Source organism: Bacillus sp. ABR, assembly GCF_056172715.1.
The window spans coordinates 434,762-448,281 of sequence record NZ_JAOYSL010000003.1; the positions used below are offsets into that span (position 1 = coordinate 434,762).

General features: G+C 41.4%; 16 protein-coding genes. 2 read left to right on the forward strand and 14 right to left on the reverse strand.

Features of this window, described 5'->3' with window-relative positions:
- Window positions 1-164: 164 nt before the first annotated feature.
- The 7 genes from OIT90_RS12255 to OIT90_RS12285 all read right to left on the reverse strand — a co-directional run bounded on the left by OIT90_RS12255 (window position 165) and on the right by OIT90_RS12285 (window position 3,870).
- A complete protein-coding gene (locus OIT90_RS12255) occupies window positions 165-437 on the reverse strand; it encodes a YlbG family protein (protein ID WP_003212137.1) in 273 nt (90 codons plus the stop codon).
- A 65-nt stretch (window positions 438-502) separates the two neighbouring features.
- Entirely contained in the window at window positions 503-952 is a 450-nt protein-coding gene (gene ricF, locus OIT90_RS12260; RefSeq protein ID WP_007499807.1) for a regulatory iron-sulfur-containing complex subunit RicF, read from the reverse strand.
- A gap of 57 nt (window positions 953-1,009) precedes the next feature.
- Window positions 1,010-1,417, reverse strand: a complete 408-nt coding sequence (locus tag OIT90_RS12265) for a hypothetical protein (protein ID WP_039178300.1) — start codon at window positions 1,415-1,417, stop codon at window positions 1,010-1,012.
- Window positions 1,418-1,489: 72 nt separating this feature from the next.
- Window positions 1,490-1,738, reverse strand: coding sequence for a YlbE-like family protein (locus OIT90_RS12270; RefSeq protein ID WP_039178297.1), 249 nt, complete (start codon window positions 1,736-1,738; stop codon window positions 1,490-1,492).
- Window positions 1,739-1,757: 19 nt separating this feature from the next.
- On the reverse strand, window positions 1,758-2,171 hold the full coding sequence (locus tag OIT90_RS12275) for a YlbD family protein (protein WP_064498407.1): 414 nt from the start codon (window positions 2,169-2,171) through the stop codon (window positions 1,758-1,760).
- A 110-nt stretch (window positions 2,172-2,281) separates the two neighbouring features.
- Window positions 2,282-3,325 (reverse strand): CAP domain-containing protein, encoded by a 1,044-nt coding sequence (locus tag OIT90_RS12280; RefSeq protein WP_058837749.1) that lies wholly within the window; start codon window positions 3,323-3,325, stop codon window positions 2,282-2,284.
- A gap of 122 nt (window positions 3,326-3,447) precedes the next feature.
- A complete protein-coding gene (locus OIT90_RS12285; RefSeq protein ID WP_039183094.1) occupies window positions 3,448-3,870 on the reverse strand; it encodes a CBS domain-containing protein in 423 nt (140 codons plus the stop codon).
- 161 nt (window positions 3,871-4,031) lie between these two features.
- Here OIT90_RS12285 and OIT90_RS12290 point away from each other — a divergent pair, with 161 nt between their 5' ends.
- Entirely contained in the window at window positions 4,032-4,397 is a 366-nt protein-coding gene (locus tag OIT90_RS12290) for a YugN family protein (protein WP_039178290.1), read from the forward strand.
- 67 nt (window positions 4,398-4,464) lie between these two features.
- Here the strand turns inward: OIT90_RS12290 and ctaG are convergent, their stop codons facing one another.
- From ctaG to cyoE, 6 genes are all read right to left on the reverse strand, one after another.
- Window positions 4,465-5,343, reverse strand: a complete 879-nt coding sequence (gene ctaG / locus OIT90_RS12295) for a cytochrome c oxidase assembly factor CtaG (protein ID WP_041084946.1) — start codon at window positions 5,341-5,343, stop codon at window positions 4,465-4,467.
- 30 nt (window positions 5,344-5,373) lie between these two features.
- Window positions 5,374-5,703, reverse strand: coding sequence for a cytochrome c oxidase subunit IVB (gene ctaF / locus OIT90_RS12300; RefSeq protein ID WP_024426910.1), 330 nt, complete (start codon window positions 5,701-5,703; stop codon window positions 5,374-5,376).
- A gap of 2 nt (window positions 5,704-5,705) precedes the next feature.
- Window positions 5,706-6,326 carry a cytochrome c oxidase subunit III gene (ctaE, locus tag OIT90_RS12305; protein ID WP_024424780.1) on the reverse strand — a complete coding sequence of 207 codons (621 nt, stop codon included), beginning with the start codon at window positions 6,324-6,326 and terminating at the stop codon, window positions 5,706-5,708.
- Window positions 6,326-8,197 carry a cytochrome c oxidase subunit I gene (gene ctaD, locus OIT90_RS12310; RefSeq protein WP_039178285.1) on the reverse strand — a complete coding sequence of 624 codons (1,872 nt, stop codon included), beginning with the start codon at window positions 8,195-8,197 and terminating at the stop codon, window positions 6,326-6,328. Before ctaD ends, ctaE begins: the two co-directional genes overlap by 1 nt.
- 176 nt (window positions 8,198-8,373) lie before the next feature.
- Window positions 8,374-9,441, reverse strand: coding sequence for a cytochrome c oxidase subunit II (gene coxB, locus OIT90_RS12315; protein ID WP_039178282.1), 1,068 nt, complete (start codon window positions 9,439-9,441; stop codon window positions 8,374-8,376).
- Window positions 9,442-9,720: 279 nt separating this feature from the next.
- Window positions 9,721-10,638: a heme o synthase gene (gene cyoE / locus OIT90_RS12320; protein WP_003211774.1), complete on the reverse strand. Its 918-nt coding sequence runs from the start codon at window positions 10,636-10,638 to the stop codon at window positions 9,721-9,723.
- A gap of 393 nt (window positions 10,639-11,031) precedes the next feature.
- Here cyoE and OIT90_RS12325 point away from each other — a divergent pair, with 393 nt between their 5' ends.
- Window positions 11,032-11,955, forward strand: coding sequence for a COX15/CtaA family protein (locus OIT90_RS12325; protein WP_039178279.1), 924 nt, complete (start codon window positions 11,032-11,034; stop codon window positions 11,953-11,955).
- Between the two features lie 38 nt (window positions 11,956-11,993).
- Here OIT90_RS12325 and OIT90_RS12330 read toward each other — a convergent pair whose 3' ends face one another.
- Window positions 11,994-13,430 (reverse strand): cryptochrome/photolyase family protein, encoded by a 1,437-nt coding sequence (locus OIT90_RS12330; RefSeq protein WP_474892595.1) that lies wholly within the window; start codon window positions 13,428-13,430, stop codon window positions 11,994-11,996.
- Window positions 13,431-13,520: the final 90 nt, after the last annotated feature.

A 13,520-nucleotide genomic window follows, 5' to 3' on the forward strand; every position in this document is an offset into this window, starting at 1 on the left:
ACTTATAACAGCATCTGATGTGGTGCTGTTGCCAACCGCGGAGAAGACTTACGTTTCCCCATAAGTTCTTCCTCCGGTTTCTCCTCTCCCTTTGCCTTCTCCTTAATGAATCATTAAGAATAGAAGGACCCCGCGGGTGATGCCGCGGGGATTTTTTTGTGTCTTTAAAAGCCCACCTTATAATCATACTCTTTTGCTTTGTCCAATTTGGATTCGTACTCTAATTTAATAAAAGGTTTATATGAAGGCTCAACACGTTTCACAAATGGTAACGAGCTGAGCTTAGCCATATGGCGCTCAAGATCATTCATATCACAATAGATCACCGCATATTTCATTTTCCTTGAAATATAGTGAACATTCCCGAATTTTCTTAGCGCTTTTGACTGCTTTAACGAATGCAGCCAGACGACCATCCCTTGACGTTTGGTTTCCATCTTTTCACCTGCCGCTTTTCAATTCTTTTCATTCATTATGTAAAAGACGAGACATTCAAGTCTCGTCAAGATACTTTACAGCCGCAGCTGCCACCTGATCCACAGCCACCGCCGCATGATGATAGACCATCAAAATATGGGTTCCCTGTTGGAACTTTAATATATGCTGATACAGCTTGACCGATTTCAATACTAATCTCATCTAAGATGGATTGAATCGCTGTTTCTGCTTTTTTGAAATCAACCACTGTATCGTGAAGATCTAGCTTTCTTTTGACCTCACGCATTTCCTTTGAGATCGTTCTATAGTCCGGATGGTATTTGCCGAACCGCTGCACATCCTCATATTGCTCTTTTACTTTTGTAAAATGGGCAATAATTTGTTGGGCTTCTTCGTCTTGCTGGAGACGCTTAAAGCAGTTGCGGTAATGTTCAGCCTCCTCCGACTGAAGAATCATGGCAGCCAATTGATTTGCTTCCTCTTGGAGCTCCACAGATTCGATTGTCGCATACATAAATGTTGCACCTCCAATTCATAGTTTACCACGAAACCTATGGATCAGAAAATGCTTTTACGTGACAAATACATCCCATGTTTCTCTTTTCTGTTTATATTCTGGATGACGAGAATTCAGCACAACGGTCATTTTATGCTTTCCTTTTGAAAGGTGCTTGACCACAAATGCCGCAGTATACTCATTCCCTGCACGTTTCCCGTCTACATACACTGTGAAATATCCCGCCTTCTCGTTCTTTTTTAGACGCTCTGGCTGAAGATGAAAATCTTGAAGTGTACTTTCTATATAGACCGACGATCCTTGCACTTTGTATTTCAAAAAGCCTTGCTGCTGCATTTCGCTTTTGGTTTGCTGCATGACTGGTACTGCTGGGTCTTGCTTGATCACTTGCTCTTCTCCATGTTGACTTTGACACCCGGTAACAAGAAAAAGCAATGCGCCTATTGACAGCATCCATTTCATCATCTGATTCTCCTTTCATCTACTTTTATAGGATGCTCAGGAAATAGACATCTTAATCAACTCAAAAAAGCCTCAACCGGCTCCATTTTGATTGCGCATTGCTTGGAACATTTGAATCATCATTTCAGCCATTTGGACGCTATTGCTCAACTGACTTACACGATGAGGAATGGTTTTTTCGTAAAAGTTCATTTTATCTAATTCAAAGGACGAGAGATTTTCAGGATGTCGCGTCAGCTGTCTGTACCAGAGAGGACGCTGCCTTATGAATTTGATTCGATCCTCTTCGGCCATGACAAATTCCTGTACTTCTTTTCGCACCAGAAGCATCCCCTTTCACTTAATCTTTCCTGAAGGAGAATGGGTGCTGACTGCCTCCAGATGAACCTTTCTTTGAACCATTGGATGAAAATTGGCCGAGTAAGCTTTGTAAAGAGGAAATAGACTGGCTCATTTTGTTAATCTGTTCATTCATTTGATCAGCGTCCATTTTTTTCACAGCAGAAACCATTTTAGACATAAAATCTGCTTTTCCTGCTTCACTTGGCTTAGAGGCTTTTTCTTCTTTAGTGTCTTCAGATTTCGATTGCCGGTAAGGTGACCACATCTCATCTTCCTCACCAAACATGACCCAATTCTCGTAGACACTTTGCCAGCTTTTTTCTTGCGTTTGCACTTCTTGAATTAACTTCGGATGGCGTCTGACGAATTGTTTAAATTCATCAATGGATGTTTGTTTTTGCTTGTTTGTCATATCCTCACCCCCCATACAAATGCCTACTATACTATATACACCAGCATCTATTTTGGTGAGCCTCTTTTTAAACATCAAAAAACAGCTGCGACTTATGCAGCTGCTTTCGTTTAAGATGATTTCTTGATGAAATTCTGGGTGTAATATTTTTCTTTCACTCCTACGCCAAGATGCGTGTAATCTTTATTTAATAACGCCTTCCTGTGACCTTCACTATTGAGCCAGCCCTCTACCGCTGCAGGTCCATCGACATAGTTATAGGCAATGTTTTCACCTGCGAGCTGAAAGCCCACCTCGCCTCTTTCTAACCGGTCTTTCAGCGTACCGTATTTTTTAGATTCATGGGAGAAATAATGATTCTCTTTCATGTCCTCACTATGCATAAAGGCCACTTCAGAGGTTTCATCATCCCACTTTAAGATCGGCAGGTTGTACTTATGGCGGATAATATTGGTCATATCAAAAATTTGTTTTTGACTGGATGTTTCGATATCTTTCCACTTTTCGCCCGATATTGGCTCAGGTTCTACCAATTGACCTCGGTAGACGACCTCATACGGCTTTTGTTTCACAAATGTATCTGCGTTGAAGGCCCTGATACTTGAAAGGGTGCTTTCAAACTTATCCATGTAAAGCTGAACATACACATCATCTCCCACTTTCACAGTGGGTCTTGTATTCATATCATCTTCTGAGAATTCAAAGCGGTATGAATTTTGTTCATCCTCTACATGAATGTAAGGTGCAATTTGTGTTTTCTTAAATACTTCACTTGTGGCTTGACCGATTTTAAATGGTTCTACATTCAGTCCGTCTCCTGTTGCAAACAAGGTCACCACTTTACTATCCTTTACCCCTACTTGAATATAGTGCTTCTTCGATTGGTTGTAAATCCACCAGTCATAATCATATGCGGAAGGATCAATGCGATCTGGTTCTCCCAGCTGTTTAAGCACTTCGTTTGAAGATTTCCCCATAAAGGACATGAGCCCCTTCTTTGGGATATTGATCGGCTTATCGCTAGATGTTTCTTCATTAGACACCTTCGGTTCATTGCTGTTTTCTTTTTCTGGTGAAGATCCATATTGAATAAACAGAACGTACGTTCCAGATATAATCAGGAGGATGAGGAGTGTTTTGAGCACAGTTTTCAAATAAACACCTCCGTTAAATTGGCAAGGTACAAAAAGTACCTTCTACTGTCATTTAAACAAAACTTGCTCCATTTATCAACGACAATACAGCCTATTTAACACGAATTTAAAATATGCCCCTCTTAATGAAGAAATCCTTGTCCATGATCTTGATCCTGTTGAGAGATTTCTGTCAGTGCATCTCCCGCGCGATCATTTGATAAATCTTCGACTGATAAATCTCCAAGAGCGACAATCCCTGTTAATGCACCGTTTTTCACAACGGGAATGCGGCGGAGCTGATGCTCTGACATGAGCCGGACAATTTCTTCAAGCGTTGCATCTTCTTCAGCAGTTAGTACTTCCTTTGTCATCAGCGAGCCCACTTCCTGTGAATTTGGCTTTTTTTCTGCAATGCCTCTAAGCACAAGGTCACGGTCTGTCACTATTCCAACGAGCTGTTCTCCGTCAACTACTGGAATGGCACCGATGTCAGCATCTCTCATTTTGACTGCTGCTTCATACGTATTGTCATCTTGCTGACATGTCACTACTTTTTTTGTCATAATATCTTTGATTTTTTTCGTTTTCACGTTGATTCCTCCATCCGTTATTTTCTTTATTACTGTAACCAGCTTATAAAAGAACATACCTTTCACAGTTGAAAGTTTAACGCTTTCATACTATGATTGTCAGTAAAGGGAAATTTTATAAGGAGGGGTTTTGGGTGAAGTTTGAAGGTACGGGGATTGAAGAGGTATCAGCTGACTTAAATAAATTAGATTTCATTATGGAAAGTGAAGGATTTGTACGAGCCGATCAATGGGATTATGAGCGTGTGACGTACGACAGAAAGTACAGCATGGTAGAGGGAACCTTTTATTTACGAATTTCCGGCTACGCCACTGAAGGAGATGTCGGTTCCAAAAAGGCACACATCCAGCTTCTAACACCATTACTTGGAAAACATTATTATCCACATGGCGTTGAATATGGCGAAGGCGAAGAATTCCCTAAGTCTCTCATCCAATCAAGCAAAAAAACACTCGCACAGCTGAAGGAAAAACTAGAAGCCATGACGGCTGAAGCATAAAACAAGGCTAAAATGATCTTTTAGCCCTTTTTCTAAGATGAAAGCACAGCCAGTCGGCTGTGCTTTTTTATTCATATTTCGGAATAAGCGCATCTGGTACGGCATCTTTTGCTCTTTCTTTTCTTGCCCAGTCAAAGAAGACAACAGCAAGAATAGAGCCGTACACAATCTCCTGAATAATTTTCATCAAAATGGCACCTAGCTGCTGATCCTCTAGCAGTGGCAAGGTGTGGAACATTTCAGGACCAGTGAGAGCAAGGCCTGCAAGCATATCACTTGGCACACATAAATGCAGTGCTTGTATCCATGCACCCGCATCAGAATAGGTTGCATAGATCGGTGCCTCACTAAACATGATGAGTGCACAGGCCGGAGTCATCAATATCCCGTCTGCCATGATATATCCAAGCTTCAAAATGCCTGTGATCTGTGGCAGACTTTGGACTTTATGGACAAGCGGCCACCACATGAAAAAGGCAGCGATAAAAATAACAACCGTCATCAATGCATGGTAAAACGGATCTGTTTTCACAAAATCAAACACAAGTGGAATGTGATACAGCGAAAACAAGCCGTTAAACCCAAGCAGTGCAATTAAAGGCTTGGAAAACAAACGGAAAACAGCTTGAATACCTGGTGTTTGAATGATCCGCTCCCAGATGGCTGCAGGCAATCCTGTAATAAGGAGAGGCGGGATGACTAAATAGAGCACTGCCATTTGCGCCATATGTGCACTAAACATAATATGCCCCATTAAATCAATTGGGCTCCCTTTCACAGCATATAACAGAACAAGCCCCGTCAGAAATAACGTTTTCTCTTTCACCGTCGCACGGTGCTTCCCCTTTGTCACAAGAAGCAGATAAAGAGCAGCTGCTATCACAATACAAGTCAAATAATAAGGGCTCCATAATGCCCGAAATCCGAATATTTCTAAGTTCTCCATTGCTGCGCCTCCTTCAAGGGCAAAGCGGGTTTACCACCATATAATGGTCAAAAAGGCTAATACGGTAATAAACGCAACAAACACACCTGAGTATAGAAACAAGGCGGGTGTTTCATGCCCTTTTTGGTTCATGTGCATAAAATAATAAAGCTGAAAAGCCACCTGAATGCCTGCAAGCAGTAAAATAAATGGTACAGCGAACCAATTTCCAACGTCTTCTGAGGCGATCGTTAAAAACGCAACAAATGTTAATCCAATCATCAAGCCGAAAGAAATGAGCTGATGTTTCATTTCTTCGGCATTTTTCTTTTTACGATATACAAGGTCGACTTTGGACTGATTTGTGTTTTTATTTCCCATTCTTATCCCACCATTCCCATTAAATATACAACGGTAAAGATGAAGACCCACACAACATCAATGAAGTGCCAATAGAGACTTGCCACATAATATTTCGGTGCATTGTATAAATCGAGTCCGCGTCTCATATTTCGAATCATGAGAGCGGTAATCCAGCAAAGTCCGAAGGCGACGTGAGCTCCGTGAGTTCCTACAAGTGTATAGAAGGAAGAACCAAGAGCTGAGCTGGTAATCGTAAATTCATACGCATGCACGTAGTGATAAAACTCATAAATCTCAACCCCTAAAAATCCAGCACCTAAAAGGACCGTGATACCAAGCCAAAGCTGCATCTTTTTAAAGGCAAAGTTTTTCATATGATACATGGCATACACACTCGTTAAACTGCTCGTTAATAGAAGCATTGTGGCAATAAAGACAAGTGTGAGGTCAAACATATCAGTTGTTTTTGCTCCGCCTGCATTTGAGTTTTTCAGCGCCAAATACGTGGCGAAAAGCGATGCAAACAGAACGGTTTCTCCTCCAAGAAACAGCCAGAACCCGACAAACTTATTCTTCCCTTCTAACGTGGCTTTCTCAGGAGAAGCCGGAAAGGTTTCCGCCGTCATTTTTTGTGGTTCCATTATGCTTTCACCCCTTTATCATCGTCGTCGGTCAAATCTTCTTTGTGAATATGGTATCCATGATCATCTTTCAGAGACCTAACGAGCATGGTCGCAAACGTAATACCAAGACCAATGAAGATCACTGGAAGCCCCCAGTCGTGCTCTTGACGATACATGAAACCAAACGCTGACACAAATAGACCGAATGAGATAATGACAGGCAAAATGGAATTATTCGGCATGTGAATATCATCGAGCGGTTCAGATGCTGTCATTCCTTTTTTACCATCCATTTTTTCAATCCATAATGGATCTAGTCCTCTCACAAGCGGAAGCTGTTTAAAGTTGTATTCTGGCGGAGGCGAAGACACTGCCCATTCAAGTGTTCTTCCATCTCCCCAAGGATCGCTCGATACACGCTCCCCTTTTGCTGTTGTCCAGATGATATTAATCAGCATGATCACAACAGCTACAAACATAAACAGTGCCCCAATCGTACTGATCAAGTTCCCAAGCTCGAGACCCTGACCTGGCAGGAACGTAAAGACTCGGCGCGGCATGCCCCATAGACCGAGAAAATGCTGGATAAAGAAAGTTAAGTGGAAACCGATGAAAAACAGCACAAAGCCAATTTTTCCAAGTTTCTCATTCAGTATCTTTCCAAACATCTTCGGCCACCAGTAATGCACACCTGCTAAAATACCGAATACAACCCCGCCGATAATGACGTAATGGAAATGCGCCACAACAAAATACGTATCATGGAACTGATAATCCGCTGCAGCTGCCGCAAGCATGACTCCGGTTACCCCGCCAAGTAAGAACGACGGAATAAAGGCAACAGAATAAAGCATCGGCGTTGTAAACTTCACATTACCGCCCCATATCGTGAGCAACCAGTTGAATACTTTAATTCCTGTTGGCACCGCAATTGCCATGGTCGCTACGGCAAAGATCGCATTAGCGATAGGTCCAAGCCCTGTTGTGAACATGTGATGCGCCCACACCATGAATCCAAGGAAACCAATCAATACAGTAGCGAACACCATGGACGAGTAGCCAAACAGTCTTTTTCTTGCAAACACAGGAATGATCTCAGAGAAGATTCCGAATGCAGGCAGGATCAAGATATATACTTCTGGGTGTCCGAAAATCCAGAACAAATGCTCCCAGATGATTGTATTTCCTCCAAGCTCTGGATTGAAAAAGCTCGTGTCAAACATTCTATCAAGCATCAGCATCGCAAGCCCTGCTGTCAGCGGCGGGAATGCGAATAAAATAAGTGCGGAGGCGACAAATGTCGTCCAAGTAAAGAGCGGCATTCTCATATACGTCATACCAGGCGCTCTCATATTAATAATCGTTGCAAGAAAGTTAATCCCGGCAATCAGCGTACCAATACCCGCTATCTGCAAACCTAAAATATAGAAATCCATTCCATGCCCTTCAGAATTCAACGTGAGCGAAGCGTATGCAGTCCAGCCTGCATCAGGTGCTCCGCCCATAAACCATCCAAGGTTTAAGAAAATTCCTCCGAAAAAGAATAACCAAAAACCAAGTGAATTCACAAACGGAAATGCTACGTCACGTGCACCAATTTGAATTGGTACAACCGCATTCATTAATGCAAATAAAAGCGGCATAGCTGCAAGGAAAATCATTGTCGTTCCATGCATCGTCATGATTTCATTGTAAACCCCTGCACTGACAAAATCACTTTCAGGGATGGCTAGCTGAATACGGATAAACATCGCTTCGATTCCGCCAACCAAAAAGAAAAATCCCCCTGCCACTAAATATAATATGGCAATTTTTTTGTGGTCAACCGTTGTCAAGTAATCCCATAAGACAGCGCCAAACCCCCGCTTTTTAGCTATTGTACTCACCATGAAATCCCCCTCTTATCTCCCATTTGCCCCTTTTCATATAGATGTCTTTCTTCACGATCCTTTAAACAGACTATGTCTGACAGATGACGACTTCTCGGTTGTAGAGACATATTCGGGAGCTCTTAACAAAAACTTCACATCGATCACATACCCTCTTGCATATCTGCTTCTAGTTGTTACTCGACTTTAAGACCTTTTAAATACTCGTAAAGTGCATCTGCTTCTGAGTCATTTAATTTAGGGTACGTTCCTGTCATCTTATTACCTGGTTTAAAGCTTTCTGGATCTTTCAGCCATGCTTTCACATTTTCTTTGTTCATGTCTTTGATTCCAGCTACTTTCGTCCGTTCTCCGAAGGTCGCAAGGTTTGGTGCTGTCCTTGCTGCTTCCGGCCGTTCGTCACCAGGCTCTACTGCGTGACAGCTTAAACAGTTTTTCTCTTTAAATAGCTTTTCACCCTCTAAAGCGAGATCTTTTGTGGATTCAGGCTTCTTGTAATCAGCCATTTTTTTCGTCCATCCTAAGAACTCATCTTGAGAAAGCGTTTTAACTTTAAAGTCCATTAAAGCATGTGACGGTCCGCAAAGCTCCGCACATTTCCCGTAGAAATATTCCCCTGCATCTTTCGTTCGTTTCGAGTCAAAGATTAAATAAAATTTGTTCTCATTATCTGTGTTTGTATCAATTTTACCGCCAGCCGATGGAACCCAGAATGAGTGTTTGACATCGGATGCTTTTAGCTTAAAGTACACCTTTTGATCTGTTGGTACGATCAATTCCTGACTTGTGACAATCCCATAATCAGGGTATTCAAATTCCCACCAATATAAGCTGGCCCTTACATTCACAACAAGTGTCTTTTCAGGATCTCGTTTTTTCTTATCCATAGCGCTTGTATCCCCTAGTTCAAGCGTGTATGCCACAACAGGTACAACGAGAATAATGAGTAGAAGAATCGGAATCGCTGTCCACGTGATTTCCAAGTTGCGGTTTCCTTCCACTTGCTTTGGAATCGTATCTTCTCCCACTTTAGAACGTTTGAATTTAATGATGACGTAAAAGAAAATGATCGATACAACAATGACGACAAGAACCATAATAAGTGTACTCAGTACCGTTAGGAAAAACTGTTTATCTGCTACTTCCCCAACTGGCTTGAGTGTTGATAAGTATGGTTCACCACAGCCCGCCAAAACGAGCGTCAGTAAGAGAAACAGTGAATAAACACGCCATTTTCTTATCATAATTTGTCCCAACCCCTTTTGCTTGATCTCCTTTGCCTTTCGCTTTTTACCTCTTATTTATAAAATCACTTCTCACCCATCTATAACCCCCGCCTCTTATAAAAGCACTTACATTTCCTCTTTTCATAAAAAAATGATGTTTTTACTCAAAATACCATCTATGTATAAACAGAAAGCCGCCTAAATAGAACTGAATATCAGGCGGCTTTCATAGTTGTTAGAAAATGTTGTGTTATAAGATATAGCCATTGTTTTGATGTGATCAAAGTGTATTTCACTCTAGAATAGTGTAATAATAATCATCGCTACGAAAAAGATGGTTAAGTAGTTTAATGAATAAACGAACATGAGCGTTGACCACTTCATGACGTCTTTCATTTTAAAGCCCATAAGGCCAATAACAAGCCATCCAATATTAAGCAGTGTACCAAGTGCGACAATCGGCCATCCTAATCCACCTAAGAAAAATGGAAGTGGAAGAAGACATGCTGTCCAAATGATGATTTGGCGTTTTGTGACTTCAAAGCCGTAAACAACTGGCAGCATTGGAATGCCCGCCTTACGGTAATCTTCTGTTTTCTTAATCGCAAGTGATAGGAAGTGCGGGATTTGCCAAATGAACATAATCATAAACAAAACCCAAGCCGTTGTGTCGATTGTACCTGTGACAGCTGTCCAGCCAATTAATGGCGGAACCGCGCCAGATACACTTCCGATGACTGTATTGATGGTGTAATGGCGTTTAGACCACATGGTGTAAAGAACCGCATAAGTAAAGACTCCAATAAATCCAATCACTGCTGATGTAATGGTTGTCATCAGAAGCATAATGAGTCCTAATACAACAAGCAGAATGCCAAATGCATACGCTTGCCCCGGCTGAATTTTACCTGTAACCGTCGGCCTTGTTTTTGTTCTTTCCATTAATATATCAATATCACGGTCAAACGCATTATTAATCGCGCATGAACCGGCAATAATAAGAGAAGAACCAATCATTGTTAACAGCACAATATCAAGATTTCCAAGGAAACTCATACCTGTAAAATAAAAAGCAAGCCACATTCCAGTAAATGTCGTAATGAAATTGGAATTGACGATGCCCATTTTAATCAGAGCAAGAAAATCTTTCCACGCTGTTGTTTCTTCTATTTGTCCATGAATAGCTGCTTCCGCGGCTGTTTTGGAATTTGCCAATGTGTATAACCTCCCTTGCCCAAACCTTCAAACGAACGAATGACACGTAAAATCATTACAACTCTATCATACAAGATAAACAGCTGTAAAAAAACATCCTATTAAATAATAAACGACAAACTTGAAGTTATTTGTGAACTTTTCGTGAATTTATTAGGATATATGTGTGTTTCAGAAGGCGGTGCAAAATGAAATATTCTCTCCTCTATTTCTATCAGACTGTCAAAGAAAGATCAAGCACTCTAAATCTGTAAACTTTGTGAACTAACATATCATTTTTTTGTGAACTTTGGTCATTATGAATTGCAACAGAACACGCATTTGGCTTAAACTTGAGAGCATGTGAGGTTTTCATTTACATCAGAAGTTTTTTAGAGAAGGTGAAATAATTTGATGAAATTTGCTTTAAGGCTATTGAGCGTGATCACAACGTTTGTGATGCTGATCGTACTGATTGGCGGTGCGCTTGTTACGAAAACCGGTTCGGGTCTTGGCTGCGGTAGACAGTGGCCCCTTTGCCACGGTCGTTTCTTTCCTGAAATGAACCCCGCTTCCATCATCGAATGGAGTCACCGCATGTCAACAGGGGTTTCCACCATTCTTGTTCTGGCACTAGCGGTCTTATGCTGGAAAAAAATTAGTCCAGTATTCCGTGAAACCAAATTTTTGGTCATCATGTCCATTATATTCTTAGTGCTTCAAGCGCTTTTAGGAGCTCTTGCCGTCGTATTTGGTTCTAACGCACTTGTGATGGCACTGCACTTCGGTATTTCACTCATTTCATTTGCTTCAGTATTACTGCTTGCCCTTCTTGTCTTTGAAGCAACCAGATCTGAAACAAAGCTTGTGAAGCCGCTTCATATCGGCAAAAAGATGCAGTTCCATATTTATGGGTTGATCACATATACGTATATCGTTGTCTATACGGGTGCTTATGTGAGACATACAAAGTCAAGCCTTGCTTGCTCTGTCTTCCCGTTTTGTTCAAAAGACGGTGCGCTTCCAACTTATTTTAATCAGTGGGTTCAAATGTCTCACCGAGCAGCAGCACTTCTTTTATTCGTCTGGATATTTGTCGCTATGTTCCATGCCATGAAACATTATAAAGAACAGAAGCAGCTGTATTATGGATGGATCATCTCAGCCATTCTGATTACACTTCAAGCCATTTCAGGTGTGATGTCTGTTTATTCTCAGCTTGCACTTGGTTACGCGTTGGCTCATTCATTCTTTATTTCTTGTTTGTTTGGGGTACTATGCTACTTCTGCTTACTTATTGCCCGGTTTAAATATGAAAGCAAAGAGCCATTTAAATAAGATTTACATCCCCCTTTCATGCCGAAAGGGGGATTTTTTTATTGTTGTTTTGCTTCTTCGAATAGCGAGATGGCTTTTTTGCGTCTTTCCCCGTGATCAACTGTTGGCAGCGGGTATGTATCCCCTAGTACACAGCTCGATTTCAGTTGTTCATCGATCGGCATTTTACTTGGTTCATGAATCCATTTTTCATCGACATGCTTAAGCTCTGGTACATATCTTCTAATATATTCCCCGCTCGGATCAAATCGCTTTGACTGAGTCGTTGGGTTAAAAATACGGAAGTATGGAACGGCATCTGTCCCAACAGAAGCTGCCCACTGAAATCCTCCGATATTCGAAGCCTCATCATAATCCACAAGCTTTTTTGCAAAATACGCTTCTCCCTTTCTCCAATCAATCAAATAGTCCTTTGTTAAAAATGAGGCGGTGACCATTCTTAAACGGTTATGCATCCAGCCTTCCTCATTTAACTGCCGCATCCCTGCATCGACGAGGGGAAAGCCTGTTTCACCTTTACACCATGCGTTAAACAGCGTCTCATCTTCATTCCATTTCATCCCTTGAAACGCCGAATTAATTTCTTTTTCTTTCATCTCTGGATAATGAGCATAAATCATATGGTAAAAATCTCGCCATGCTAGCTCTTTGATAAAGGTTTCTCTGCCCTCGTCTTCAAACAGCGCTTCCTCCTGAACCGCATGGAAGATCGTTCGGATTGAGATTGTCCCTGTTTTTAAGAAACGTGACAGCTTGCTCGTTCCAAAAACAGATGGAATATCTCGTTTTTCATGGTAACGTGTTAATCTTTTTTGGATAAAGTCATGCAGCGTGTTCATCGCTTTGTGTGAGCCGATTTGATCAAATTTCCTTGAGCATTTCTTGATCATGCTGCGTAGTTTGTCATTCCCTTCATGCGAAAGTGACTCATCACAAATCGTATGAGCGCTGCTGAGAAATGATTTGTCAACTTTTATCACAGGCTGCTTCTCTTGCTTTCGCCATGATTGATAGTATGGAGTAAACACTTGATAATGAGTGCCATCCGCTTTTAAAATATCTTGCGCCCCGTGAAGGTGTGTATCTTGCCATTTTGACACATGAATGCCCTTCTTTTCTAAAAAATCGGTTACGTGATGGTCACGCCTTTGTCCGATTCCCACTTGATCTTCATTAAAAAAAACAGCTTTGATGTCATACAGATCGATCACTTGCTGAAAGGCACGCAAGACATCTCCATAGAGAAGGTGAACATACATTTGAGATTCTCTTGCTTCCTTGACGAAATGCGCCACGTTTTGGAAAAAATGTTCGTTGTTTAAATCGAGGTCCATTTCAGTAAAGAATGGATCTAGATGATAAAGAGCAAATAATTTGTACTCGTGTTTTTTTGCATATGTGATCGCTTTTGATAAGGCGATATGATCATCTAATCGCATATCCCGGCGAAACCATATCACAACAATTTTGTCCAACCTTCTTCACCTCACTCTATAGTGTAATCACTCTCACTTGCTGCTGCACATTTTAATGCGCTCAAGAAAAAGACACATCACGGTGGATGT

What these genes read in the sequence shown, in the direction of transcription:
- OIT90_RS12255 (WP_003212137.1), bottom strand. Translation starts at nt 437, where the DNA reads ATGGAAACCAAACGTCAAGGGATGGTCGTCTGGCTGCATTCGTTAAAG.
- ricF (WP_007499807.1), bottom strand. Translation starts at nt 952, where the DNA reads ATGTATGCGACAATCGAATCTGTGGAGCTCCAAGAGGAAGCAAATCAA.
- OIT90_RS12265 (WP_039178300.1), bottom strand. Translation starts at nt 1,417, where the DNA reads ATGAAATGGATGCTGTCAATAGGCGCATTGCTTTTTCTTGTTACCGGG.
- OIT90_RS12275 (WP_064498407.1), bottom strand. Translation starts at nt 2,171, where the DNA reads ATGACAAACAAGCAAAAACAAACATCCATTGATGAATTTAAACAATTC.
- OIT90_RS12285 (WP_039183094.1), bottom strand. Translation starts at nt 3,870, where the DNA reads ATGACAAAAAAAGTAGTGACATGTCAGCAAGATGACAATACGTATGAA.
- ctaG (WP_041084946.1), bottom strand. Translation starts at nt 5,343, where the DNA reads ATGGAGAACTTAGAAATATTCGGATTTCGGGCATTATGGAGCCCTTAT.
- ctaF (WP_024426910.1), bottom strand. Translation starts at nt 5,703, where the DNA reads ATGGGAAATAAAAACACAAATCAGTCCAAAGTCGACCTTGTATATCGT.
- ctaE (WP_024424780.1), bottom strand. Translation starts at nt 6,326, where the DNA reads ATGGAACCACAAAAAATGACGGCGGAAACCTTTCCGGCTTCTCCTGAG.
- ctaD (WP_039178285.1), bottom strand. Translation starts at nt 8,197, where the DNA reads ATGGTGAGTACAATAGCTAAAAAGCGGGGGTTTGGCGCTGTCTTATGG.
- coxB (WP_039178282.1), bottom strand. Translation starts at nt 9,441, where the DNA reads ATGATAAGAAAATGGCGTGTTTATTCACTGTTTCTCTTACTGACGCTC.
- OIT90_RS12325 (WP_039178279.1), top strand. Translation starts at nt 11,032, where the DNA reads ATGAAATTTGCTTTAAGGCTATTGAGCGTGATCACAACGTTTGTGATG.